The following is a 25529-nucleotide window of genomic DNA, read 5'->3' on the forward strand; positions in this document are numbered from 1 at the left end:
TCACGCCATTGGATATGACGTGAGTAATTTACTTCGCTACAAAGAATTTAAGACTCAACCGGAACCATGGCTTTTGTTTCGCTGGAAGACAAATACGTTGCAACCACCGCACCCACGGCCAGTAGTGCAATAATGAATCCCGTCATCCCCTGCCAGCCCATAGAGTGGAAAACAAAACCGTTCACGAAACCAATCACTGAGCCGCCCATGTAGTAGAAGAACAGATACAGCGCGACGGCCTGGCCTCGTGCATGCGTTGCATTTTTACTTACCCAACTTAAGCCAATGGAGTGACAACCAAAGAAACAGCCGGTAAAAACAACCGCGCCGATAATAAAGGTGACGACGTTAGAGGTTAAAGTCAGCAACATTCCCAGCGCCATCATTACAAACAGCGCGCGCAGGACTCTCATACTGCCGTATTTTGCGGAAAGGCGTCCCGCCTGAGGGGCGGTGAAAAAGCTCAAGGCAAAGCTAAAGGAGAGCAGGCCCGCATTCGCCGGAGAAATATGAAACGGTTCGCCTTTCAGGAAGAAAGCCAGGTAGTTATAGAGAGAGGTAAATACCCCAAAAATGATAAAGCTAATCACAAAAGCTAACGCCAGTTTTTTATTTTTAAAGTGAGATGCAGCGCCTTTCACTACACGAAGAACGTTAAGGTTTTGCGTTGGCTTAAAGTTCCGAGACGTCGGGAGCAAAAAGTTAACCAGCAAAGCAACCAAAATCAGGCTGATCGCAAAACCATAGAAAATGGTGTTTATTGAGATATGGTCGATCAGCTGGCTGGCCACAATACGCCCGGACATCCCTCCCATCGAGTTACCAAAGACGAAGTATCCAGTGACCACCCCAGCCACCACCGGCGCGACCTCCTCGCTGATATAGGCGGTTGCGGCAGCAGCGATACCGCTGAGCGCCAGACCAATGACCGCACGCAGAGCCACCAGCATCGCCCATGATTCGACAAGAGGACAGAGCATCGTCAGCAGTCCGCCAAGTAGCAGCGAAACGATAATTAATTTTTTTCTGCCGTAATGATCGGACAGCGTCCCGGTGAATAATAATCCTATCGCCAGAAGCGCCGTTTCTGCAGAAAGAATGATACTCACCTGACTAACCGGCACATCATATTCGACGGCCAGAACCGGTAACAGAGGTTGAATAAAAAAAAGTGAGGCTAATTCTGCAAGGCCGGATAGCGCCAGGGCCAGGATGATCCGAATATAATTACTGACCTTGACGGGAGCAGAATTAAGCTGGTTATCTTTCGTATGGGTTATAGCCATAAAATCCTCGACATTATTTTTTTAGGTACAGAGTTATGTAGCAACTACACGCTAGAGGACATCAGTACTTCATCGCATTAATGATATAAAATATTTATAACTCCTCCGCTAAAACATATTCCGGGACGCAAACCGTGCCTTCAAATAATTTACGGGAGGTTCTAATCACTGCGGCACGTGTTTTCTCAATGTCATTTCCCTCTTTAAGTAAAGATACGGAAATTTTCCCGCTTGGATGTTCAATATTAATTATATTGGTATACGGCGTCCTGGGCTGATCGGCCACAATGTGATGGGCTACCGACCCTTCAATTATCGTGGCCGTTGCTATGCCGATAGACCCCGTGATAGCCAGAGATTTATGGCAGGTATGAGGCATAAAATAACGAACTCTGATAGTCCCGCCTGCGCCGGGTTCACTCAGCAGAACCGGTTTTGGGATCACTTTATCGGCAACATCGCCCAGCCCCATTTTCGCACCCGCCTTACGCCGAATCGTTTCCAGCTTAGTCATAAAGGCGCTGTCAGCATCAAGGTCGGCCGGTGATTCGTCTCCTCTTTTTCCCATCCGCTCTGCCCTAATCAGCACCATCGGCATCGCCATATCGATGCAGGTGACTTCCACATCATCAATCACATCGACGACGTTACCGGTTGGCAGCAGCTTTCCCGTCTTGCATCCAGCGGAGTTAAGGAAAGTCAGGCCAATCGGCGCGGCGCAGCCCGGAACGCCATCAATGTGCGTATCGCCTTCATAGTTGACATAAAAATTCGGCGTTTGTACTTCCGCATCTACCAGCGTACCGGTATTCAGGTTGCGAATTCGCACTGTCGTCACCGGACTTTGCGCCTTAACAAGGCCTTTTTCAATCGCAAAGGGTCCTACGGCACAGAGCATGTTACCGCAGTTGGGCGTGGTATCGACGCGACGCTCGTTGACCATCACCTGGACAAATAAATAGTCAACATCAGCATCCGGACTGTCCGAGGGGCTAACAATCGCGACTTTACTGGTTTGGGGGCTGCCGCCGCCAATACCATCAATTTCAAGTTCGTGACCCGCGCCCATTAAGCCCAGCAGCACAGCATCGCGTTCTTCAATTTTTGTCGGTAAATCACTGGCCAGAAGCACCGGGCCTTTCGAAGTACCGCCACGCATCAGTACACAAGGAATCTTTAACATTATGTTTCTCGTTTCACGCATTGATAAGAGCAATGTCAGGATTCCACAGACGAATACATAATGCTAATGCCAATAAAACCAACCATTAATACGTTTTGCGTATAAATAGCGGTTAGGTTAGTGTGTTTGCATCGCGACAAAGTCTGGAGTGAAATCTTATGCTGCACGATCTTCAAGGTATACAAGCGTTTGTTAAAATTGCAGAAATTGGATGCTTCACAAGAGCATCACATTTTCTTCACACATCCCAACCGGCGTTAACGCGGCGGATCAAAAAACTTGAAGAGCAGCTTGGAGCTACGCTATTTGAACGGACAACCAGAAACATCAAACTCACGGCAGTAGGCAGAGAGTTTTTACCTAAGGCAAAGAATTTAATAGATTTTTATGAAAGCTCAATCCTGAGTATTAAAGAAATGGCCACTCATCAAAGCGGTGTCGTCACCCTGTCCTGTCTCCCCACCGCAGCGTTCTATTTCCTCCCCTCCGTCATCAGGGACTATAACAACCACTATCCCAATATCCGTATCCGAATCCTCGAGCACAGCGCCAGCGATTGTCTTGAAGCTGTCTTAAACGGTGACGCAGATTTCGGCATAAACATGATAAACATCACACATCCCAATATTGATTTCTCGCCGCTGGTCAATGAGCCTTTCGTATTAGCCTGCCGACGGGATCACGAACTGGCGCAGAAGTCGCTGATCTTGTGGGAAGACCTGGCCAACTTCAGGCTTATTGGCGTTAGACGCTCAAGCGGTAACCGCTCTCTGATCGATCAAGCGCTGGAGAATATGGACTGGAAGCCCAACTGGTTCTATGAGGTCAGGCATCTGTCGACATCGCTGGGTATGGTAGAAGCAGGGCTTGGCGTGGCAGTGGTTCCCAGTCTGGCCATGCCGACCGATGAGCATCACATTCTTGTCAGCCGTCCACTCGTTGAGCCGGTTATTCGCCGCACGCTCGGTCTCGTGCTGCGCAGAGAAACGGCGCTTAGCCCTGCAGCGGAAAAGTTCAGGGAGATGCTATTACAACTCTGGTCACAGGATACAAGCAGCCCGTGGATAGGGAAATTTACCCGCTAAAGCCGTTTTCATCTTCTGCACTCTATCGCCAGACGCTGCGTAAGGGGCATGGCGATATCATTTTCAGGCCGGGACGCTCGTCGGGCAAATATTGCCGCTCTTTGATGAGCCTGCCGGTCAGAAGTGATACTTTTAACGACCCCGCAAGCTATGACTCCCACCCGTTCGGTGTTTTTAAATTCGGCGACAGGAATAAACCACCTTAGAACGATAGCGTATTGAGTTATCAATAATCTGTGCAACACGCCATGATTAAGCTAAACAGCTTAGGTATCAGTAAATAACGTTCGGGCATGAGTTAAACCAGAAGAACAATAATGCACTGATAACAAACTCCGTCATCGTGTTCGCGTAATACATTGTTTTCAGAAATGACTTTCTCATCAGGGTAAAAATATGCCAGGAAAAATTCATAGATACGCATTGCCCACACGCAGATGGAAAAGTGGGGCTCGGCCAAAGTCGTGATGAGCTAACCGATATGATGTACAACACGCTGAAGATCAACGGTATGACGGACGGCGCCCTCTGCGACTCATGGTCACCCGCGGCAAAAAGCTCACGCCAAATCAGGACCCGCGCTTTATCCTCGGTGGCGCTACTATCGTCTGCGTAGCGGAATATAAGGTTGTTGATGAACAGGCCAAACGGCGAGGCCATGCCTTGTTCACCTCGACCTATCGTACCAGCGCGCCGGATTTCTTCGATTTGCGTCTTAATTCCCACAGCCGCCTGCACTAGATTCAGACGCTATTGCCGGTGCAGATGAAGCGCTGATGATGGACCCTCATGGTTTCGTCGCCAGCTGCCATTCCACCAATTTTTTCTCGTATGCCGGGGCAAACTGTGGACCTCACACGGCCTGTACTGCTTTAACGATATTACCCACCGCACGATCTTGTCGCTGGCGCGCCGGCAGGGCATCGGCGTGCAGGAAAGATCCTTTAGCCTTGTCTAAGCATTCACTGCTGACGAAGCTTTGTCACCTGAACGCTGGCAGGTATTACCCCGGTGAGCAGGCTCGACGGCAGGCGCTTCGACCTCAACGAAAATCCCGTGACCCAATGCATCAGCGGCTGGTATCAGGATTATTTACAGCAGGTGGAGTCGCCGCCCACCGACAATCGCCGGACGAAAAAAAACCCGCAGAGATAGCGCGGGTCGATTTAAATTCAAATCCATTGACTGCAAGTAACATCACAATAACCGAGCGTTATTTTATGACTTGTGTCACAAAAACATCACCCCCTGTTCGGGGGGGATGCTAACTTCTACCCGGCCTCTCTTTATCCGTCCCGAGCGCAAGGTGAAGGGCATAAGGGCATGAAATGGCGACGCCTGCGTATTTCTGTTTCATGCGCAACTGAGATGGCCTGAGGATTTTTGCTTTTTTCGAGGCCGGATGTAAGAATCGACGTACGTTTTTGATGGGTTAACGCGTTCACTCATGCCGCCCACCGCTGGGGCATGGATATCGGTACCGGGATAACATTGCGTCTGCATCGTTGCGATGCCCGCCCGACATATCAACTGCTGACTGCTATCTACCAAAGCCCTCTGTATTACTACCTTCAACGGGAAACAGTATGAAGCCAAAACAAGCGGAAATTATCCGCCATTCTATGTCCCTGTTTAACAAAGAGGGGTATCAGTCGCCGAGTATTGACCGAATTTCGGAGAACGCGGGCATCTCCAAAATGACGTTCTACCGCTACTATCCGGATAAAGAAGCGCTCATTCTTGATATTTTACAGCAGAAAGAGTGTGAGTTTATGCAGGCGCTGCAGGACATTACCGCGGATAAGCCCACGGGGCGTGAGAAGCTATTTGCCGTCTTTGAATACTACAATAACTGGTTCACCTGTGCGGATTTTCACGGCTGCATGTTCACCCGCGCCCTGTTTGAATACGGGGCCTCGTCTCCCGCTATCCGAACGATATGTTCACAGTTTAAATCGCGCCTCTACCAGTTTTTCCGCGACATCCTCATCGGGCTATTAAAACCAGAGCCTGCGGAACGGGTGGCGATGATGATGCTTATGCTGATTGATGGCGCGATTGCCGCCCAACAGGCCGAGTCATCGGAGTGCCGGGAGATCCCTCCCGGAATAACGGCCTGGAGCGCGGCGAAAGCGCTTATCTATTCAGAGGGCGGTACCCTCTGATTCGCGGTCAGCGAGCGTGCGTAACGCCTCCAGCAGACAATCGTAATAATCGCAGCAAGTCTGAAGACGCAGCGCTGCGCCAGAGTAGACCTCTTCCAGCGCAGCCGGATTTTTATTGCCAATCGGTACGATAACGTTATTCAGCCATCCATCCGCATGGCCGATATCAACCTCGATATGCTCTGAGTAATAATGGACGTCGCGATCCGATAGCCCGATACGGCGGCATCCTGTCACCAGCTTCTGGTACTGCGGCGGATCCAACAGTTCCGTCATCGCCATGACGCCAAGCGATTTGTAGTAATGCTGACGGTTAACGCCGCCCAACATAAACGCGTTGTAGCCAGCGAGCCCCTGCCAGTCGTACAGATGGGCAAAATGGTTTTCAGGCAACGCAATATCCCTTCTCTTCAGTAAATCCTTATACAGATTAACGTGCGTGATCTCCTGGCTGCCCTGGCCTATTTCATCCCAGAGATTCTGGGCAATCTCTGCGCGCGTTTCAGGCAGAGAACCGACCAGCCCCATTGCCACCAGATCGAAAAACAGCAGATTCAGCGCGCTATCGCTTTTGAAGAAATAGTCTATTTGCGTAACGGAAGCAGAAGAAGCGAGAAAATCAAACAGAGGATGGTGCGAGGCCGGGTGTTTCTGACAGAGGTCACGAAGTTCCTCAACGATATTGCCGGCGTTAAGCGCGGGTATCGGGAATGCGAACCGTTTTTTTTCCACCCGTAGCCATTCTGACTCGATGTAGCTTCTAATCCCGCAGAGCAAGGGATGGAACTGGTTTTTTGCCGCTGCCGATAGCGGCTCCGCCAGCCATGCCTGGTACAGTTTAAACAGCGCGCCGTGGGCACGCTTTTTAGCCTGCGGATCGTTGGCGGTAAAAGCTTTGATGCAGGTGTTTTCGGTCAGGTACCAGACTCTGTCGGCCAGTAGCGGATTGGCCGTAAGTTTTAGTGAAAGCGCGTTGCTGTGGAGAAGCTGGTCAATCATGTCATCCAGAGAGAGCCTGGCCATTGCGGAATGCTGTTCATTCCCGGTGAAACCATTTTCTGTCTTACGCATCGATTTATCCCTGTATAATGCATGGTATAGATACGTTATCGTACAGATATATATGCTGCAATCAGATTTTTTGCACATGCGTAACAAATTTTTAATTATTTGTTTTTTAAACAAATAATAGCAAAAACCAAAATAATAATAAAATTTAATTGATATATTAAAAAAAATAAAGTTACCATTTAGTACAGTTCGAAGCGATGCAAGGAATCAGCATGCCTTACCTGTTACTCACGCTGGCGGCCCTGTTTTGGGGAGGGAATTATGTCGTAGGGCATATTCTCGTTCAGGGCGCGGACCCGATCCTGATGACCGAAGCGAGATGGGCGTTGACCGCGATACTGCTGGTATTGCTCTATCAGCGGCAAATCCGCGACAGTCGCCTGCTGTTCCGCCAAAATGCGCCAACGCTGCTGATTTTAACGCTGTGCGGGCAGGTAAGTTTTCCCTTAACTCTCTATATTGGCCTGCAGTCGACTTCGGCGCTGAACGCAGCGATTTACATGTCTGCGACCCCCTGCATGGTGCTTATTATTAATCGGTTGATTTTCCGCGACCGGGTGTCGGCGCGTAACTGGTGGGGGGTACTTTTTAGCACCGCAGGCGTCCTGCTGCTGCTTCTGCACGGCAATCTGACCAACGCTGAGGGGCTAAAAGGCTTTAGCCAGGGCGATCTGTGGGCAATGGGGTCCGCGCTGAGCTGGGCGGTATATTGCTCTCTGTTACGTAACAAAGATCGTCGTATCCCCGCCAACGCTTTCGTCGCCGTCAGTTCGCTTCTCGGTGCCCTTATTCTGCTTCCGGTGGTGATTTTCTGGCTGTGGCGGCATCCCGCGACCTCATTCGCTTCGTACCACGATATCGCTTTCCTGACCGGACTGGCGTACCTGGTTATTTTCCCCTCATGGCTGGCCTACTTATTCTGGAATAAAGGCATCGCGGCCATTGGCGCCACTCGCGGGGAAATTTATACCCATATTATTCCGCTATCTGGCGGCATATTAAGCATTCTGTTTTTACACACCCAGCCGCACCTCTATCACTTACTGAGCACGCTGCTAATTTTGACCGGGATCGCTATTTGTTCACTCGCTAAAAAAGCAGCACCGCATTAAAAATAATAACGCCACGTTTTAATCAATATTAACCGAAGAGTTTAACATGCTCAGGATATACTTATACCTTATTCTCGCCACATCGGTTTCCGCGCTGGCGACAGATATGATCGTGCCGGCGCTACCCCTGTTACAAAAAGCGTTCCACAGCGATTATTCATCTATTCAGTTAACCATTAGTGGTTTTCTGGTGATATACGCCTGTAGCCAATTATTATCAGGGTTTATCGGCGAAAAGCTGGGTAAATTACGCGTGCTGACGGCCAGCTTTTTGCTTTTCCTGGCGGGGAGCCTCCTCTGTTTTATGGCCGATAGTTTATCAATGCTGTTGGCCGGCAGAGCATTACAGGCCGTGGGCGCCGGGGCAGGACCGGTTCTGTCTAAAGCCATCGCCAAAGAGACGTTTTCTCCCCTGACGCTCAAGCGCGCCCTTTCCGATATTTCTTCCGCCAGCGCGGTGGTTCCGCTTATTGCGCCGCTGGCCGGCGCCGCAATCCTCGGCCATCTGAGCTGGAACCATATATTCCTCGTTATGGCCCTGTTTAGCGTCGTTACCCTCCTGCTGTCTCCGCGCCGCCTTGGGCATCGCGATAGCGCTGCGGCGCCCTCTTCTTCCGGGTTTATCACGCCGGCATTTATCCAGGGAACGCTGCTGGTTTCGCTGATCCTGAGTTCGCTGTTTTGCTATATCTCGCTGTCGCCGGCCATTTTTATGCAGCAGCTTGGGCTGAGCACAATGCACTACTCGCTGCTGTTTTCCGCTTCCGTGTTGTTTTTTATTATTGGCAATCAGTTCTCAAAATTTGAGCGCATAAATAACCCCTGGATTTTGTTTATCATCAATGCGCTGGCGGTCACCCCATTTATTATCGGTAGCCACTCACTCATATTATGCATCGCTGGATCGATGATTTTTAATTTCAGCCTTGGCGCCTATTACCCGACCGCCAACTTTATCGCACTGCAAATCAAAGGTACTAAAACCGGTATTGCGGCATCGGTCACCGGTTTTATTCAAACAGTCTGCGCCGGCGCCATCAGCTATTTCGCTGTAAAACTCACGGACACCGGCCTGGGGTTTGACAGAACCCTCGGCACGAGCACGTTAACGCTGGCAATTTTATCTCTTCTGGTAGTCACGACAATGAAGGTAACGCAATGGAAAACTGGCAAAAAAGGAAAATAGATAGATCGCTAAAATATCAAACCAGGGTGTTCTCTGAACATATTAATGAACTGGTGGTAGCCAAAAGGGATGGCAAGGTCATTACCCTCGACGATGGCAGAAAAATGGTGGAGTTTGTCTCATGCTCCTATCTTGGGCTGGAGACTCATCCGGCGCTGAAAAAAGCGGTTATCGACGCGATTGAGCGTTTTGGCGTGCAGGTTTCCGTCGCCAGAACGCGGGTAAAAGTCGATCTGTTCCCGCAGCTGGAAGCGCGACTGAATCAAATCATGCATGGGGCTCATACCCTGACGTTCAACGCGGTGACGCCCTGCCATATCGCGGTATTACCGCTGCTGGCGTCCGGGACGCTGCCGCATTTTACGTTCAGTAAAAAACCCTATTTTATTATGGAGAAGACCGCCCACGCGACGCTGCAAATCAACCGTGGTCTTTTACAGCAGTTCGGGGACGTCGTCAGAATTGATTTCCAGGATACGCCGCGGATCGAAGAGGCCTTTCGCTATGCCGCCAGCCAGGGACTGACGCCGATATCGGTATCAGACAGCGTAGGCTCCATGGGCGGAGTCGCCCCGGTCGCGCAGATTGTCCGCCTGGCGCATCAGTATGACGGCTACGCATATATAGACGATGCGCATGGCACCTCTATCTACGGCGACTACGGTTCGGGATATGTGATGGCATGCCTAGGCCATCGGCTTGACGAGCGTATTATTATCGCCGGATCGCTGTCTAAAGCTTTTGGCTCGCACGGCGGATTTATCGCCTGTCACGCCGCAGAGACCATCAATTTTATTAAGACCTATGGCACAACCTACGCCTTTGGCGGACCGCCGTCATTGCCAGGGATTGCCGCCTGCGTAGCCGCCGCCGATCTCCACCTGGACGGCACCGTCGCTGCCCGCCAGGAGAAGTTACAGAATGTCATTCGCTATTTTGACGAAGTTTTCGGCAAGACCGAAATCGTAAACCGGGGTACCACGATGCCGATTCGGGGGATCCTGATTGGTAACGAAGATCTCGCCATCACGATGTGCAAAAAGCTGCACGATCGCGGCTTCGCGACGACCGTGGCGATGTATCCGACCGTTGAAGAAGGGCACGCCATTTTGCGCTGCGCTTTATCAGCTCTCCACGAGAGCGGGCAAATCGACGACTTCTATCGAAACTTCAGAGAATCACTGGCTGAAGCCACGAAATAAATAGCTGCTGCCGGCCTGCTTCGTCAGGCCGCTTACGGACACTCATTCATATGAAAGGAACAGGGTTCCCTCTGCGCGGAACGTCTCTCATGGTGGCGACCATTATCGGCGGCGGCATGTTCGCGTTGCCGATCGCGTTCGTCCACGTATGGTTTTTAAAAGGCCTGCTGATCCTCTCGGCAACGGGCATATTGATGCTGATGACGGGGCTAATCCTCGTTGACATCACGATGCGATTTCCTCCCGGCGCCAGCTTTCATACTTTCACCAGCGCGCTGCTCGGCCCCGCCGCCAGCGTTATCATCGGGGTAGCCTTCTGCTTTGTGCTCTACCTACTGACCTACGCGTACATCTCAGGCGCCGCGTCAATATTGCGCGATCTCTTACCGCCCGATGCCAGGGGCCGCAGCTGGCTGCCGATAATACTGCTGTCGCTGACGACCTCGGCGATCCTGTGGGCAGGCGGCAGATTACCCGGCTATATCCTCTCCGGCCTTATCGCCGCCAAGTTCACCCTGTTTTTTCTGCTGTTCGCCGGTGCCGCGGGTGGCGTAAAGCCGCTCAGATTGTTCGACATCTCCGCCAGCACGCCGCTCGGGTATTACCTGCCGATCGTGCCGGTCTGTATTATCGCTTTTGGCTTTCATGGCAGCGTGCCCTCCCTGAGCAGAATGTACAGACTGGATAATCATCGCGCGGTTACCCGCTCTCTCTATTACGGCTTTGCGGTTTCACTGATCGTCTACGCTTTCTGGCTGACGCTGACCATGGGCGCGCTCACGCCTCAGGCGATCCAGCATGTCAGCGACCAGGGCGGGAACATCGGGGCCTTCATTACCGCCCTTAATATCCACCAGACCACCTCGGCGACCCGCCTGACGCTGGTCTCCTTTGGGTGTATTGCCGTTTTAGCCTCACTGATGTCGGCCTCAATCGGCTTGAGTGATTATCTTGAGGATATACTGAATAAAATCAGCCGCCGGGGATCGCGCCCGCTGGCAATATTTCTGACCTATTTCCCTCCTGCTCTGGCCTGTATTTTCGCCCCACAAGGATTTTTATCTGCTCTCGCCTTTGCCGGCATTTCACTGGTGCTATGGAGTATATTATTGCCGCCTTATTTACTCATTAAGGCCAGGCGCTCCGCCCTGCCGCCGGTATATATTTTCCCGGCCAGCAATGTCCTTCTGAAAATGATGATTATCGTCGGCGCCCTACTCTGGCTACTGATGATTTACGCTTTTCTTTAGTAGATATGCATCGCAAGGTCAGTAAAAAATGCTTCAGCTGGGCCATCAAATCCCGGCACAGACGACAAGCGGCAAAAAGCCTGAGCATGGGAAACGCTTAATCAGCTCCCGCATACTCAGACCAGTGACCAAAAAAAAGAGCGGTTATCATTCAGGGGGCCAGGCTTCTTAGAATCAACGAGGAGAGAATGACCGCTGCCGTCGGCGCCGCTTCAAGGTTAAACTGCAGCTGAACAGGGTTAATGAAGGGGCACATCACCATGTATATCGCATAGGTTGCCTCGTCAAGAGGGGTTTTCCTCTCGAACTCGCCGGCCTGCCTGCCTTCGACAACAATGCTTTCAATCAGCTTTAACAGGCGTTCCGCATACCTTTCCGTTGATGGCCACTTCTCCCGGGAGGCGACGGCGGCAATGTCATAGAGCTTACGATCGTGGAAAAACAGTTCGCTTCCCGCTTCGGTGAGCGCGCGAAACAGGCGGCGTAATTTTTCGCTGGCTGATGGCGCATCCGCCACCGCTGCAAGTACCGCCGTCATGATCGTCTCCAGGCGGTTAGCGCAGATCACTTCGCCGATAGCCTGTTTGGAATCGAAAAACTTATAGATGTAGGCCTTTGAAAAACCGATAGATTTAGCCAATTCCGCTACGGTGGTTTTTTCGTAGCCGTAATGCCCGAAATGCTCAAATGCGGCGTTGACGATTTGCTCCCGGACGCTGTGATCGAGCGGGCCACGTGCTGATGGTACGTTCATTTTTTTAGTCATTCTGTTAGCTTAACGCGGTGGTCTTTGATTGACAAATAGTGACCATTTTATCATTCAGCCACAATTTCGCTTGATGCAAGGTCATATAAAATTGTATCAGACAAAATCGTCCGCCAACAAAAGCATCGGCTCCCCCCGATAAAACTTTATTTCAACCACACCACAGAGGTAAATAAGCGGTAAACGTCACGTCGCCGGCTGCTGTTCAGAAAGGTATTTTTGCCGCCATTTAGCCGGAGATACGCCGTGCATTTTCTTAAAAGCCTTAGAAAAATGCAGCTGATTTTCATAGCCTACGGAAATACCCACAACTTTAATCGCCGTATTGCTGTTTTTGAGAAGGCTGACGGCGATGCTCATACGAAAATTGAGCAAATACTCCTTGGGACCTATACCGTAGGCGCTTTTGAACAACCGGCAAAGGTAGCTACGGTTGATATTGCAGTATGCGGCCAGGCTCTCAACGGTCAGAGGTTCGTGGTAGCGATTTTCAATTTTTTTGATCGCCTTTTGCAGGTGTCTGGTCTTGTCATCACGGAGAGGAGCCCGGTGATCATGCGTATTGCTGATTAAGGTCGAAAAGAAGAGATAGCACAGCCCCTGCACCTTCAGCCGGTGTTCATCGCCATGTTCGATAATGTGCCGCAGGTAGCCGAGGGCGCTGAGGTTGTCATTATTCAGATTGGGTCGGTAAATTGGCGATTGCCGGCTCAGATGGCACTCCGCGAAAATTCTGGCGGCGATCAGCCCATCGACCTCAAGCCACATATAATGCCAGGGATCTTTTTTATCCGCGCAGTAGGTGGTCACATCATGGGGGTGGATCAGAAACCCCTCCCCCGCGACGACAGGAAAAGCGCCGGATTCACTGTAAAAGGTGCCGGTTCCACTTATCACATAATGAAATAGATAATGCTGACGGACAGCGGGGCCATAACGGTGCCCCTTATGACAACTCTCCTCGCCGTACTGGTACAAGTTCAATTCGATATTGTCGGTATGATTGAGAGTAAAAGTCTTGTGCATCAGTAACTCGCGATTTTTTCCCCTCACATTATCAGAGATACCGCCAGTAAAGTCCCCCGGTTCAGTCAGATTCAGAGCTGGCTCACACTTTCTTTGCGACATCATTTTTCGCCATAGCAATATCACATTTAGCCATATTTCCGGGTCACGCCACAGCGTACAGTCTGCCTGACGAAAACAGCAGGAACGGAGAAATACCATGATTAAAGTGACATTTATGGGCGCGGGCAGCACCATTTTCGCCAGAAACGTACTCGGGGACATTATGGCGACCCCGACGCTGAAGGAGGTGGAGATTGCACTGTACGACATCGACGGCGCGCGTCTCAATGAATCACTCGCCATGTTGAACAATATCAACAGCAATACCAATGCGGGCAGAGCGAAGATCGCCGCTTACCTTGGCGTTGAGAATCGCCGCGCGGCATTGAAAAACGCCCATTACGTGGTGAATGCCATCCAGGTCGGCGGCTACGACCCTTGCACCATTACCGACTTCACTATCGCGAGAAAATATGGTCTCCGGCAGACGATTGCCGATACCCTGGGAATTGGCGGTATCTTCCGCGCACTGCGCACCATACCCGTAATGTTTGATTTCGCGCGGGATATCGAAGCCGTCTGCCCGAACGCCTGGTTACTGAACTACACCAATCCTATGGCCACGATAACCGGCGCTATGCTGCGTCATACGGAGGTGAAAACGGTCGGACTTTGCCACAGCGTTCAGGTCTGCGCTGAAACGCTGTTGAAAAGCGTGGATATGCCAACCGACGACGTGCAATTTCATATCGCGGGTATCAACCACATGGCCTGGCTGCTGGACATTCGCCGCCACGGCGAGGATCTGTACCCGGAAATTAAGCGCCGGGCCAGCGCCCTGCAGGGCAAGCATGATGATATGGTGCGCCATGAAATCATGAAAACTTTCGGCTATTACGTCACCGAATCGTCAGAGCACAACGCCGAATACATGCCTTACTGGATCAAACGCAACTACCCGGAACTGATTGAACGATTCAATATTCCGCTGGATGAATATCCGCGCCGGTGTATTGAGCAGATTGAACAATGGCAGCAGCAGAAAGTGGCGCTGACCCATGACACCAGCCTGACCCATAGCCGTACCCATGAATACGCGTCTTATATCATCGAAGCGATGGAAACCGATCGGCCCTATAAAATTGGCGGTAACGTGCTCAACACCGGTTTGATCACTAACTTACCTTCCGAGGCCTGTGTCGAAGTCCCTTGTCTGGTGGATGGCCAGGGCGTCACGCCATGCTACGTCGGCAACTTGCCTGAGCAACTGGCGGCGCTGAACCGTACCAACATCAATACCCAACTGTTGACCGTCGAGGCGGCGGTTACGCGCAAGCGCGAAGCTATCTACCATGCCGCTCTGCTCGACCCGCATACTTCCGCCGAACTGTCGATCGATGACACCCGCAAGCTGTGCGATGAATTGATTGACGCGCATGGCGACTGGCTTCCCACCTACCATTAATCGCCCTGCTGACCAGATACCTCCTGATAACTCACAAGGCGCGGCTTTTTCCGCGCCGTTCCTCATGGTTACCCAAAGAACAGGAGGTTTTGTATTTTCGGCGCTGTCTGCTTTTCTATTTATTGATAAATCTCTTCGCATCGAGTTATCTGCGGCGGCTTGGCCAGGGCTATCGGAAAGGAGATTAAAATTCAGCTTTGCCCGGGACGTAATAGGTTGTTTTGTTTTTCTTGCGATATTCACCGGGCGGCAAATGGAAATGCCGGGTAAATAATCGGGTGAAGGTTTGCTGCGAGTCATAGCCGTAGCGCAAACCAATACTGTAAATATTCTCATCGGTCTCGCGTAAATCTCGGGCAGCTGAATCCAGCTTTTTATTACGAATGTAGCGTCCCAGGCTCTCTCCTTTATATTGCAGGAACAAACGCTGCAGATACCATTTTGAATAGCCTGAGTAGTGAGCTATCTGTTCTATACGCAGTGGTTTATGTAAGTTATCGTCGATCCAATCAATGATAACGGCGATCACGGATTCAGAAATAAACATGGGGTCTCCTCCTTATGCATTCTCCCGGTATTATCAAGGTGGTTCTGTGGTAATTTTTGCTAAAGCCTGATGCTAATCGTGTTGTAATAAGCACAATATTAAGCTGATGGCATTGATAATCCTTTAATTATCAAAGACAGACCATACTCAAAAGCGGTATCCGGATGTGGCTTGACCAACGATTCGATATGGGAAATTTCTGCCGGTATTTTTGATAACTTTTTATTATCATTACCGTACGTTCGCGACTGTTCCTCTAATACGCACCCCAAAGTATATTCGCTAATCGCAAGTAATATCATTGCGGCTTCAGCCTCACTGAAACCGGCTCGGACAAGATAAACCAGCTTTGGATAAAAGGTTTCTCCTCCCACCCGGGTCGGCGATGTGCCTGCATGTAACAGAGCGCCGTCCCGATGGGCGAGCAGAGCGCGGCGGAAACTACGTGCGTTATCCGCCAGCCAACTTGTCCATTCCGAAGTTTCTTCGGGCACCGCTAGCGCATGGTGTTTGGCTAAAACAGCTGAAGCCATTTCTTCCAGCAAATTGGCCTTGTTTTTGAAATGCCAGTACAACGTCGCGGATTCCACGCCCAGTTTTTGTGCCAGTTTACGGGTCGTCAACGCTTCCAGACCGACTTCATCCAAGAGAGCTAATGCTGCCTCAATCACCTGATCTCGTTGAATTTTCGCCATGATATTGATCCTGTTGTTAATCCATTTACCCGTGCCAGCGGCCTGTGAAGAGACATTTTGTCTGCCCCCGGCGCCTGACGGAAACTTTAATGCAAATTACTCTATCAATGATAGATAAATTGATCAATGATAGATTTCTTCGCTTATCGTCTGTTAGGGGGCTTTTTATGAATATCCATCAAGACAAGCTGGTCAAGGAAACAACCCATCCGCGACCGACAAATGCCATACCGCCAGTGTTGTGGATGCAGGCAGCCATTATCACGCTGGGAGCTTTTTCCACCATGCTTTCATCAACGATGCTCAGCGCGGCGCTGTCCGCCATGGCCATCGGCCTGGGGGTGCCGGACTCGGCAATACAATGGATAGCAACAGCGTATCTTATGGCCCTTGCGGCAGGCGTTCCGCTGAGCGCCTGGGCCGTCAGACGCTTTGGCGCTACGCAGCTTTGGCTCTATGGGCTGATGTTATTTGCGATCTTCTCGGCAGTTTGCGCCCTTTCCCCACGTTTCGAGGTGCTGCTTGCCGCAAGGATAATGCAAGGTCTGGCAGGCGGATTACTCGTACCAGCGGGGCAAACTATTCTTGGTCTGGTCGTCGGACGCGAACGCCTGGGGCGGGTCATTGGCACGATTGGCGTCGCCATCGTCATTGCCCCCTTATTGGGGACATCGCTTGGCGCACTCCTGCTTGAAAGCTGCGGATGGCGAGGGTTATTTTGGATCACCGTGCCCTTCTGCCTGTGTGCCTATCTTGCCGGATGGAAGTTGCTTCCCCGTCCGACCATAAAAAATGACAGGCCTCTCTCGTTGGACTGGCTGGGGCTGGCGCTGGTCTTTTGCAGCCTGCCGATACTGATGGAAGGCATGAAAGAGCTCAGCCTGAATAGCGGCAAATATGGCTGGAACGCCATCATGCTCAGCGTGGGCGCCCTGTTCACCTGCTTGTTTATTTATCGCTCTTTGCGCATTGAATCCCCCTTACTTCATCTCGGGCTTTTCAAACATCGGGGCTTCGCTCTATCTGCCATATTGATGACTATCGGCGGCGCGGTGAATTTTGGCGGCCAGTTCCTGCTTCCTTTATATTTCCGCGACGTTTGCCATAAAACACTGGCTGAAGTGGGCTTGCTTCTTACTCCTCAGTTAATCGGTTCGGCGATAGGATTTCCGGTGGCAGGCTACTTTTCTGATAAGTTGGGGCCACGCGCGGTGCTGATCGTGGGCGGCTTACTCGCGGCATTTGCCACCCTGCCGCTGGGGATGATTGATGCGGAGAGTCACTATACGCTTGTGGGTGGCGCAATCGCCGTCAGAGGGTTCGGTTTAGCCCTGGCGACGGTACCCGCTATGGCAGCGGGCATGGCGATGGCTGGCAGCCGTCATGTCGCTGATGCCGCGCCTATTCTTAACATCCTCCAGCGTATTGGCGCGATGGCGGGAACGGCATTGATTACCGCGAGCTACCTCCAATTCGCTCCGACTAATGGGAGCTTAACCGCCTTTCACCACGCCGGATGGATACTTACCGCTGGGGCCGTAATGCTCGCGCTTTGCGCATTTTTTATGGTGAATCATTCCGCTTTAACAACGCAGGAAGAATAAAAGTTTAATCAGAAAATTTATCGTATTCAGACCCGATCCCAACACCTGCGGGTTAAATTTTTAGAGATGGACTTCGTTGCCTGCAAAATAAACAATTCAGAGCGGCTGATAAGCCGTCATGCCGGTCCGCTGCGAAACCGACCGGCATGACGCATTCTCCGTGACTAAATCGCGCCGATCAATCCGCCATCAACCCGAATCACCGCCCCGGTAATGTAGCTGGCAGGCTGGCTTGCCAGAAACGCAGCGGCGGCGCCGTACTCCTGCGGTTCACCGTAGCGCCCGGCCGGAATGCTCATACGACTCTTTTCGGCGACCGCTTCCGCACTGCTGTTTTCCCGTTGCGCCGTGAGTGCGTCCAGCTGCCCCACGCGGTCGGTGGCGATGCGCCCTGGCACCATCACATTCACCGTCACGCCGTCGCCAGCCACTTCACTGGCGAGAGTTTTCGACCAGCCGAGCAGGCTCATGCGCAGCGCGTTCGACAGGGCGAGGCCAGGAATGGGGGTAATCACGCCGGATGACGTGGTGGTAATAATGCGTCCCCAGCCGCGGCTGCGCATGGCGGGCAGGAGTTTATCGGTGAGCTGAATCAACGAGGCGACCATCACTGAAAACTGCTGTTGCCAGACTGCGCCACCTGTCCCCTGCGCCGATGCGGGCGGCGGGCCACCGGAATTATTGACCAGAATATCGATATCGCCCCACTGCTGGCGAATATCGGCAATCACCGTATCGAACCGCTCCGGGGCGGCCAGATCCAAAGGCCAGGCGCGGGCAGTGCCGCCCGTCTGGGTAATACGCTCCACCGTTTGCGCCAGTTTATCAGCATTGCGGCCGGTGACCGCCACTCTCACGCCTTCCTGCGCCAGCGAAAGGGCAATAGCCTGCCCAAGTCCGCTTCCGGCCCCGCACACCAGCGCCACTCGTTGTTGTATCTGCAAATCCATAAATGCTCCTGATTGTATTTTCAGAAGCAATATGTGCAAGAGCGATGCCAGCTATGCGCGACCGTTTTTGACATTGACCTGGTCAAACGCGTATTGCAGGTGTTTTCTCATCAATTCCGCCGCCTGTTCCTGCTTGTTCTCTCGCAGGGCATCGATGATAGCAACGTGCTCTTCGCACCACTCTTTTACGCGGCGCTTATTGTGATAGCTGCCAAATTCCAGCAAACGGCGCAGCCGGTTTTGTTGCTGGATAGCCTGTAGCACAAACAGATTGCCGCTGGCTTCCGCCAGCAACTCGTGGAATGCAGCGTCGGTTTCGAAAATCTCTTTTGCCGGAACCTGCGTAATGTCCGGGTGGGTAATAAGGCGCAGATGCTGGGCGCGCAGACGTTTAAGCATCTGCCTGTCAACATGCAGGTTAGGTGTCAGCAGCGCCGTCGGTTCAATCATCAGGCGAAAACCGTAGCTGTTGCGCAGGGCGACATCAGAGTTGAGGGTTTGCAGGAAGCGCCAGCCGTGCCCCGCATTACGCGCAATCAGACCATCCTCCGATAGCTTCACCAGTGTACGGGTCAGCACACCGCGATCGACTTCATAGCGCTGGCTGATTTCAGTCTGGGTAAACGATTCAGGCAGCACGCCCGCAATACGGTCATGGACCAGCTGTTCGTAGAGCTTCTGGTCATTGCTCTTGGACTGCTCAATCTCCAGCAGCTCCAGCTCATTGCTGCGTTTAAGCAGGAAAAATCCCTGGTTTGGACGCGCTTCAACCGCCCCCATTCGGGTCAGTTCTTTTAACCCGGCGCGCACCGGCGTACGCGAAACCCCCAGTGCATCGGCAAGATGTTGCTCGCGTAAATGATGACCTGGATCGAATTTTGCTTCAGATATCAGGTCGAGTATTTGCCGGGCTATCCGGCGACTGCTCGCAGTGGAGTCAGGCTGCATGGAGAACGCTTCCCTGAAATGCATTGTTGTGGTCGATATATACAATATCATGCACAACAAATTGCAGCAAAACAAAGCAAGGACTGCACGATTAACGTGCAATATGCACCAGGATGAGACGCTTTCTTCACATGTACAATTGTATTTATTGACACATTAAATTCAATTTAGACCTTAACCAGGAGACGACTATGTCCAGCAATTCTTTACTGTTTCGCCACGTGCGTACCTTGATGTTCGCGCTGACCGCCCTCCCGCTGGTGGGCCATGCTGCGGTGGAAACCATCGCCCCGGGCAAGTTGACCTACGGCACGGCGGCGACGTTTATGCCTTTTGAATTTGTGAAAGAGGGCAAGCTCACCGGCTTCGATATCGACCTGATTAACGCGCTAAGCAAAGAGATCCGGCTGACGCCTGCGCCGATGCCGATGGAGTTCAAAGGGCTTATCCCAGCACTGCAAGGGAAACGCCTCGATATCATCAACTCCGCCATGTACGTCAACCCGACCCGTGCCGCGCAGGTCGACTTCGTGCCCTACCTGAAGATCGGCAGCCGCGTGGTGGTGAGCAAAGGTAATCCGGCAAAAATCACCGGACGCGACCTGAGCCTCTGCGGTAAAAATATCGCCGTAACGCTCGGGGGGATCGAAGAGAGCCAGGCCCGGGCAGACAACCAGCGCTGTCTGGACGCCAAAAAACCGGCCATTAACGTCATGACCTTCCCCGCCGCTACCGACTCCGCCGTTGCCGTCTCCCAGGGCCGCGCCGATGCTGAATTCCTCTCCACGCCGGGGACCGTCGCCCTGCTAACCGAAAAAGCGGGCATGTTCGAAGCGGTTGGCGATGAGTTCGAGGCAGATACCCACATCGCGTTTGCCGTGCGTAAAGGCGATAGCGAAACCCAGGCTCTGCTGGAAAAAGGTCTCCAGGGCCTCGTCAAAAATGGCACCTACAAGCAACTGATACAGAAATGGAACTTCCCTGATTCCGTTGCTCTTTTCTAACCCGTCTCGCCATTAACCGGAGAACGCTATGTCGATCGAACTTATGTGGCAGTACTTCCTCTCACCCGAGTTTATTCAGGGTGCCTGGATGACGCTACTGATTACCCTCTGCTCACTGTTGTGTGGCGTGGTGCTGGGCCTGGTGTTGGCGCTATTGCAGGAAGCGCCGTTTCGCGCCGGGAAAGGGCTGGCCTTTTTCTACCTGTGGCTGTTTCGCGGGACGCCGGTGCTGTTCCAGATAATCTTTGTCTACAACGTGCTGCCAGGCTTCGGCTTACGCTTCTCCGCATTTACCTGCGCAGTGCTGGCGCTTTCGCTTAATGAAGGCGCCTACATGGCGGAAATTCTGCGCTCTGGCCTGCAGGCCGTAAAAAGCGGCCAGCGCACCGCCGGCATGGCGCTCGGTATGACCAACGGGCAGATCATGCGAAAAATCGTGCTGCCTCAGGCCGCACGCATCGTTCTGCCACCGATGGGTAACCAGATGATCAGCATGCTGAAATCGAGCGCGCTGGTCTCGGTTATCGCTGTTCAGGAACTGCTGCTGGTCGCCAACCAGACCGCCAGCGCCAGCTTCCGCTACTTCGAAGCGCTATGCGCCGCAGGCATCTATTACCTGCTGCTCACCAGCCTGTTTATGGTCTTCCAGTCGTGGCTGGAAAGCGTGCTGGATCCCAAACAGCGCCGCAGCAAAAGCCAGAAGCGGCTGAACCGCCTGTTTAAATTACCAAAACCCGCCCGGGAGGAACCATGAGCGAGAAACCGCTGCTGGAGATGATCGGCATTGATAAGACTTTTGGCCGCCAGACCGTGCTCAAGAACTGCTCACTTGAGGTGCAGCGCGGGGAAACCGTGGTACTGATTGGGCCATCGGGCTCGGGGAAATCCACCCTGCTACGCTGCGTCAACATGCTCTCCCCTGCCGACAGCGGCGACGTGTTCTTCGCCAGCCAGCACATCAGCCGCGGCGAAGTGCCGGTGCACAAACTGCGGCAGCGTATTGGCATGGTGTTCCAGAACTACGAGCTGTTCTCGCACCTGACGGCGGCGGAAAACATCATGCTGGCCCCGATGACGGTGCTGGGGATGAACCGCATTGATGCCCGCACGCTGGCGGACAACCTGTTGGCGAAGGTGCGCATCAACGAACGCGCGGACCACTTTCCGGACGAGCTCTCCGGCGGCCAGCAGCAACGCGTGGCGATTGCCCGAGCCCTGGCGATGAAGCCCGAGCTGATGCTCTACGACGAACCCACGTCAGCCCTCGACCCGGAGATGATCCGCGAGGTGCTGGAAGTGATGGCAGAGCTCAGCGCAGAAGGAATGACCAGCATGGTGGTGACCCATGAAATGGGCTTCGCCCGCCGGGCCGCTAACAACATTCTTTTTATGGAAAACGGCGAAATTATCGATCGCGCCAGCACCAGCGATTTCTTCGCCGGCCACGTCAGCGACCGCGCGCAGCGCTTCCTGACGCAAATATTACATTAACCACGGAGTTCCTATGTCCAGTTACCAGGTTGACAGCGCGCGTATGAAAAAAGACTTAGCGACGCTGGTTGCCATCAATACGGAGAATCCGCCGGGCCATGAGCGTGAAGCCGCCGAATGTCTGGAAGGCTGGCTGCTGACCGCCGGATTCGACCTCTCCTTTAGCGAATACGCGCCGGGGCGGACCAACGTTATCGCCGTCCTGCACAATGGACCGGGGCCGTGCTTCGCCTTTAACACCCATATCGACACCGTTCCGGCGGGCAGCGGCTGGACCAGCGATCCCTTCACGCTCGCCGAGCGCGATGGGCGCCTGTACGGGCGCGGCGCCTGCGATGCCAAAGGCCCACTGGTGGCGATGGTTGAAGCCCTGCGTTGGCTGGCCGCCAACCGTCAGCGCTGGTCCGGCACGCTGATGGGCGTGTTCACCGCCGATGAAGAGGTCGCCAGCGAAGGGGCGAAATTCTACGTACGTGATAACCCACCGGCGATTGATTTCGCGGTGATTGGCGAGCCGACATCGAATGCGACCTTCTCCGCTCACAAAGGCAGCTTGCGTCCTCGCGTGCGGGTAAAAGGCGTCACCGCGCACTCCGGCACGCCGGAGCTGGGGGTTAACGCCATTTACCAGTCCGCGCGCCTTTTAGGGCTGATTGAAGAGGCCCACCACCAGCAGGTGCGTTGCCGCTGCCACGATCTGGTCGGTAACGCCAGCCTGACGGTGACCCGCATCCACGGCGGGCATGCGGACAACGTGGTGCCCGACAGCTGTGAGCTACTGCTTGACCGCCGCATGGTCCCGGGTGAAGACGAAGAGGTCGTCAAGGCCGAACTGCAACAGCTACTCGACCACGCGTACGCTCATGCGGGCGTGGAAGCCGAAATTATCGCCTGGCAGCCCACCACCGGTGGCGCGACGCAAACCGACAGCAGCGAAGCCATTGTCGAGCAAAGCCTTGCCGCCTGTCGCCGTCACGGACAGAGCGAGCCTGGCCCGTTTGGTTTTCAGGGCGGCTGCGATCTGGTGCATTTCCGTTCGCTGGGCGCAAAGGGCGTGGTCATTGGCCCCGGCTCACTGGCCGTGGCGCACAAGCCCGATGAATTCGTCCCCGTCGATGAGTTTATCGCCGCGGCAGATATCTATCTCGATATTGCGCTCGCCATGCTGCCGCCGGAGCCCGGTTTATGAAAGCGCAGCTCTTTCGGGGAGAGCTGCATTATACCGGTGTGACGCTGCATACCGCCGCCTCTGGCCCGGTGACGGCGCTCGACACGGTCTGGCTGCGTCTGGAAGACCAGGGCGTGACGGGGGTTGGCGAAGTACGGCTCAATATTCGCTACCTGCATGGCTATAGCGAAGAGCAGGTGCTGAACAACCTGCTTCAAATCCTCAGCCGTTGGGACTGGCGCCGGCAGCCCGCGGCGCTACTTGCCGCGCTGGATGATGAGGACCACACGCTGCTGCCGCCGTCACGCATGGTGCTGGATATGGCATTGCACGATCTGCTGGCGCGGCAGGAGGGAGTAAGCGTTGCCGCCTGGCTGGGGGCGCAAGCGGGCCTGCCCGCCTGGCGCACCAATCAAACCCTGTTCTGGAGCAGCGAGTCGCGGATGCTGGAGCAGGCGCAGCGCTATGTCGATCGCGGTTTCACCGAGCTGAAGTTACGCACGGGCGTAGCGGATTTCGCCACCGACCTGGCCCGCCTGCAAAGGCTGCGTCTGCGGTTTGGCCAGCAGATTTCGCTGGCAATTGACGTCAACGGCCAATGGTCGCTGGCGCAGGCTCACGCGGCGTTCCCCTCTCTGCAAGAGCTGAATCTTAGCTATATCGAACAGCCGTTAAGCCCGGTATACGACAGCCAGCTTGCGGAACTGTACGGTTACGGCATCCCGATCATGCTCGACGAAAGCCTCAATAGCGACGCAGCCATTACCCGGCTGATTGCTGCCAAAGGCGCGCTATGGGGGCATCTCAAGCTGGTGAAATTGGGTGGCCTCGCTCCGACGCTTGTCGCCGCCAACCGTCTGCGGCTCGCCGACGTGCCGTTCATGATTGGTCAGATGAATGAAGGCCATGCCGCCACCGCCGCCGCGCTCCAGCTGTGCCGTGTGGTGCAACCGGCATTTGCCGAACTGTATGGCGCCGATGGATTAACCGACGATCCCGTCTGCGGGCTGGAATACCGCAATGGCATGGTCGCCGTTAACGACTCTCCCGGTCTGGGCGTGCAGTTCGATGCCGCGCGGGCCAACTTACTCCAGGAGTTTAACGATGCAAGATGTTAACAATGTGATTCAGGGCAGCGAGTCCGCCTTTCGCGCCGACGAATATGCGCAGCGCATTCGACGTACCCGCGAACGCTTAAGCCGCGCGGGCGTGGACGTGATGATTGTTACCGGACCGGAAAACATTTTCTGGCTTACCGGTCAGCAAACGCCGGGCTATTACACCTTTCAGGCGCTGCTGCTGCCGGTAGAAGGGGATCCGGTCTTTGTGATTCGCCAGCTCGAATACTTTAACTTTATCGCCAACACCTTTATTTCAGACGCCGCCATCTACCAGGATGGCGATAACCCGGTGGATTTTCTGGTGGGCATGCTGCAACAGCGCGGCTGGCTCAATAAGCGCATTGGGCTGGATAAACGCGGCTGGTTCCTGCCGATTGCCGTCTATGAAGCCCTGCAGGCGAAGCTCGGCGCTATTGCCGATACGGCTGGCGTCATCGAACCGCTGCGCGCGGTGAAATCGGCTGCAGAGGTGGAAAAAATCGCCGCCGCGGCGCGCTATGTCGATGCGGGTATGCGCGCCGGAATGGCGGCGATTCGCAGCGGCGCAGACGAAAACGCGCTGGTCTCGGCGATGATGGGGGCCGCCATTGCCGCCGGTTCCGAGTATGTCGGCATGGAACCGCTGGTCTCGACCGGCCCGCGCAGCGGCGTGCCGCACGGCACATGGCGACGTCGGGTGATGCAGGATAACGACCCGGTCTTCCTGGAGATGTCCGCCGCCCACGATCGCTACCACGCCGCGATGATGCGCTCCGCCTGGCTGGGCCGCCCGCCCGCTATCGCCATCGAAATGGAAAAAGTTTGTCAGGAAGCCCTGCAGGCCGCCCTCGACGCCATTCGTCCGGGCGCCACCTGCGAAGCGCCGCACCTGGCCTGCCAGAAGGTGATCGACCGCGCCGGATTCACCGAAAACTTCAAAAAACGCACCGGTTACGCCATCGGTATCGCCTTCGCGCCGGACTGGGGCGAAGGCGGCATTCTCAGCCTGTACAGCGGCGTCACCACCGAGCTGCAGCCTGGCATGACCTTCCACATCCCGCCGGCCCTGCGTATCTACGGTCAATTCACCGTCGGCGTCAGCGAAACCGTGGTGGTGACTGAAACCGGATATCGCCAGCTGGGTTCCCTGGCTCGCCCATTAACACTACTGTAAGGAAAGAAA

Annotated in this window: 23 protein-coding genes and 1 pseudogene; 15 read left to right on the plus strand and 9 right to left on the minus strand. The window is 53.8% G+C overall.

Features of this window, described 5'->3' with window-relative positions:
• Positions 1-47 precede the first annotated feature (47 nt).
• Together K7H21_RS17680 and K7H21_RS17685 are read right to left on the minus strand one after the other, a co-directional pair.
• On the minus strand, positions 48-1286 hold the full coding sequence (locus tag K7H21_RS17680; RefSeq protein ID WP_004131122.1) for an MFS transporter: 1239 nt from the start codon (positions 1284-1286) through the stop codon (positions 48-50).
• 94 nt (positions 1287-1380) lie between these two features.
• Positions 1381-2469 (minus strand): 4-oxalomesaconate tautomerase, encoded by a 1089-nt coding sequence (locus K7H21_RS17685; protein ID WP_004131120.1) that lies wholly within the window; start codon positions 2467-2469, stop codon positions 1381-1383.
• 158 nt (positions 2470-2627) lie between these two features.
• Here K7H21_RS17685 and K7H21_RS17690 point away from each other — a divergent pair, with 158 nt between their 5' ends.
• From K7H21_RS17690 to K7H21_RS17700, 3 genes and pseudogenes are all read left to right on the plus strand, one after another.
• Positions 2628-3554 carry a LysR family transcriptional regulator gene (locus tag K7H21_RS17690; RefSeq protein WP_004131117.1) on the plus strand — a complete coding sequence of 309 codons (927 nt, stop codon included), beginning with the start codon at positions 2628-2630 and terminating at the stop codon, positions 3552-3554.
• 442 nt (positions 3555-3996) lie between these two features.
• Positions 3997-4709, plus strand: a pseudogene (locus K7H21_RS17695) (aminotransferase class IV); the annotation flags it as partial.
• Positions 4710-5140: 431 nt separating this feature from the next.
• Positions 5141-5719 carry a TetR/AcrR family transcriptional regulator gene (locus K7H21_RS17700; protein ID WP_139529381.1) on the plus strand — a complete coding sequence of 193 codons (579 nt, stop codon included), beginning with the start codon at positions 5141-5143 and terminating at the stop codon, positions 5717-5719.
• Here K7H21_RS17700 and K7H21_RS17705 read toward each other — a convergent pair.
• The gene (locus tag K7H21_RS17705) at positions 5699-6790 is read right to left on the minus strand and encodes an iron-containing redox enzyme family protein (protein WP_142445485.1); all 1092 of its coding nucleotides are present in this window, start codon (positions 6788-6790) and stop codon (positions 5699-5701) included. The genes K7H21_RS17700 and K7H21_RS17705 overlap by 21 nt on opposite strands.
• Before the next feature lie 212 nt (positions 6791-7002).
• Between K7H21_RS17705 and K7H21_RS17710 the strand changes: the two genes are divergently transcribed.
• The 4 genes from K7H21_RS17710 (at position 7003) to K7H21_RS17725 (ending at position 11540) form a co-directional block, all read left to right on the plus strand.
• The gene (locus tag K7H21_RS17710) at positions 7003-7902 is read left to right on the plus strand and encodes a DMT family transporter (RefSeq protein ID WP_223035260.1); all 900 of its coding nucleotides are present in this window, start codon (positions 7003-7005) and stop codon (positions 7900-7902) included.
• Between the two features lie 46 nt (positions 7903-7948).
• Entirely contained in the window at positions 7949-9088 is a 1140-nt protein-coding gene (locus K7H21_RS17715) for an MFS transporter (RefSeq protein ID WP_223035261.1), read from the plus strand.
• Entirely contained in the window at positions 9061-10290 is a 1230-nt protein-coding gene (locus K7H21_RS17720; RefSeq protein WP_004131106.1) for an 8-amino-7-oxononanoate synthase family protein, read from the plus strand. Before K7H21_RS17715 ends, K7H21_RS17720 begins: the two co-directional genes overlap by 28 nt.
• An 89-nt stretch (positions 10291-10379) precedes the next feature.
• On the plus strand, positions 10380-11540 hold the full coding sequence (locus K7H21_RS17725; RefSeq protein WP_162626024.1) for an aromatic amino acid transport family protein: 1161 nt from the start codon (positions 10380-10382) through the stop codon (positions 11538-11540).
• A 151-nt stretch (positions 11541-11691) separates the two neighbouring features.
• Here the strand turns inward: K7H21_RS17725 and K7H21_RS17730 are convergent, their stop codons facing one another.
• Both K7H21_RS17730 and K7H21_RS17735 read right to left on the minus strand, forming a co-directional pair.
• The gene (locus K7H21_RS17730; RefSeq protein WP_004131104.1) at positions 11692-12306 is read right to left on the minus strand and encodes a TetR/AcrR family transcriptional regulator; all 615 of its coding nucleotides are present in this window, start codon (positions 12304-12306) and stop codon (positions 11692-11694) included.
• A 186-nt stretch (positions 12307-12492) separates the two neighbouring features.
• Positions 12493-13332: an AraC family transcriptional regulator gene (locus tag K7H21_RS17735; protein WP_004131103.1), complete on the minus strand. Its 840-nt coding sequence runs from the start codon at positions 13330-13332 to the stop codon at positions 12493-12495.
• 199 nt (positions 13333-13531) lie between these two features.
• On the opposite strand from K7H21_RS17735, the gene melA reads away from it, so the two are divergent.
• Entirely contained in the window at positions 13532-14839 is a 1308-nt protein-coding gene (gene melA / locus K7H21_RS17740; RefSeq protein ID WP_004131102.1) for an alpha-glucosidase/alpha-galactosidase, read from the plus strand.
• Between the two features lie 184 nt (positions 14840-15023).
• Here the strand turns inward: melA and K7H21_RS17745 are convergent, their stop codons facing one another.
• Positions 15024-15386, minus strand: coding sequence for a RamA family antibiotic efflux transcriptional regulator (locus K7H21_RS17745; RefSeq protein ID WP_004131101.1), 363 nt, complete (start codon positions 15384-15386; stop codon positions 15024-15026).
• A 98-nt stretch (positions 15387-15484) separates the two neighbouring features.
• Positions 15485-16081 carry a TetR/AcrR family transcriptional regulator C-terminal domain-containing protein gene (locus K7H21_RS17750; RefSeq protein ID WP_004131099.1) on the minus strand — a complete coding sequence of 199 codons (597 nt, stop codon included), beginning with the start codon at positions 16079-16081 and terminating at the stop codon, positions 15485-15487.
• Between the two features lie 167 nt (positions 16082-16248).
• Between K7H21_RS17750 and K7H21_RS17755 the strand changes: the two genes are divergently transcribed.
• A complete protein-coding gene (locus K7H21_RS17755; protein WP_223035904.1) occupies positions 16249-17685 on the plus strand; it encodes a DHA2 family efflux MFS transporter permease subunit in 1437 nt (478 codons plus the stop codon).
• A gap of 164 nt (positions 17686-17849) precedes the next feature.
• Here K7H21_RS17755 and K7H21_RS17760 read toward each other — a convergent pair whose 3' ends face one another.
• Together K7H21_RS17760 and K7H21_RS17765 are read right to left on the minus strand one after the other, a co-directional pair.
• Complete coding sequence (locus K7H21_RS17760) at positions 17850-18635, minus strand: SDR family oxidoreductase (RefSeq protein ID WP_154902543.1); 786 nt, start codon at positions 18633-18635, stop codon at positions 17850-17852.
• Between the two features lie 51 nt (positions 18636-18686).
• Positions 18687-19583 (minus strand): GntR family transcriptional regulator, encoded by an 897-nt coding sequence (locus tag K7H21_RS17765; RefSeq protein ID WP_004131078.1) that lies wholly within the window; start codon positions 19581-19583, stop codon positions 18687-18689.
• 191 nt (positions 19584-19774) lie between these two features.
• On the opposite strand from K7H21_RS17765, the gene K7H21_RS17770 reads away from it, so the two are divergent.
• From K7H21_RS17770 to K7H21_RS17795, 6 genes are read left to right on the plus strand one after another with little or no spacing between them, the layout of a single operon-like run.
• Positions 19775-20587 (plus strand): ABC transporter substrate-binding protein, encoded by an 813-nt coding sequence (locus K7H21_RS17770; protein WP_004131076.1) that lies wholly within the window; start codon positions 19775-19777, stop codon positions 20585-20587.
• Between the two features lie 28 nt (positions 20588-20615).
• On the plus strand, positions 20616-21341 hold the full coding sequence (locus tag K7H21_RS17775) for an amino acid ABC transporter permease (protein WP_004131075.1): 726 nt from the start codon (positions 20616-20618) through the stop codon (positions 21339-21341).
• Positions 21338-22078, plus strand: a complete 741-nt coding sequence (locus K7H21_RS17780; protein ID WP_004131073.1) for an amino acid ABC transporter ATP-binding protein — start codon at positions 21338-21340, stop codon at positions 22076-22078. Before K7H21_RS17775 ends, K7H21_RS17780 begins: the two co-directional genes overlap by 4 nt.
• A gap of 13 nt (positions 22079-22091) precedes the next feature.
• Positions 22092-23267 (plus strand): M20 family metallopeptidase, encoded by a 1176-nt coding sequence (locus K7H21_RS17785; protein WP_049112764.1) that lies wholly within the window; start codon positions 22092-22094, stop codon positions 23265-23267.
• Positions 23264-24364, plus strand: coding sequence for a mandelate racemase/muconate lactonizing enzyme family protein (locus K7H21_RS17790; protein ID WP_004131069.1), 1101 nt, complete (start codon positions 23264-23266; stop codon positions 24362-24364). Before K7H21_RS17785 ends, K7H21_RS17790 begins: the two co-directional genes overlap by 4 nt.
• The gene (locus K7H21_RS17795; RefSeq protein WP_004131067.1) at positions 24351-25520 is read left to right on the plus strand and encodes a M24 family metallopeptidase; all 1170 of its coding nucleotides are present in this window, start codon (positions 24351-24353) and stop codon (positions 25518-25520) included. Before K7H21_RS17790 ends, K7H21_RS17795 begins: the two co-directional genes overlap by 14 nt.
• Positions 25521-25529: the final 9 nt, after the last annotated feature.

The sequence above is a fragment of the Klebsiella sp. CTHL.F3a genome (genome assembly GCF_019890895.1).
In the GTDB taxonomy this organism is placed as follows: domain Bacteria; phylum Pseudomonadota; class Gammaproteobacteria; order Enterobacterales; family Enterobacteriaceae; genus Klebsiella; species Klebsiella grimontii.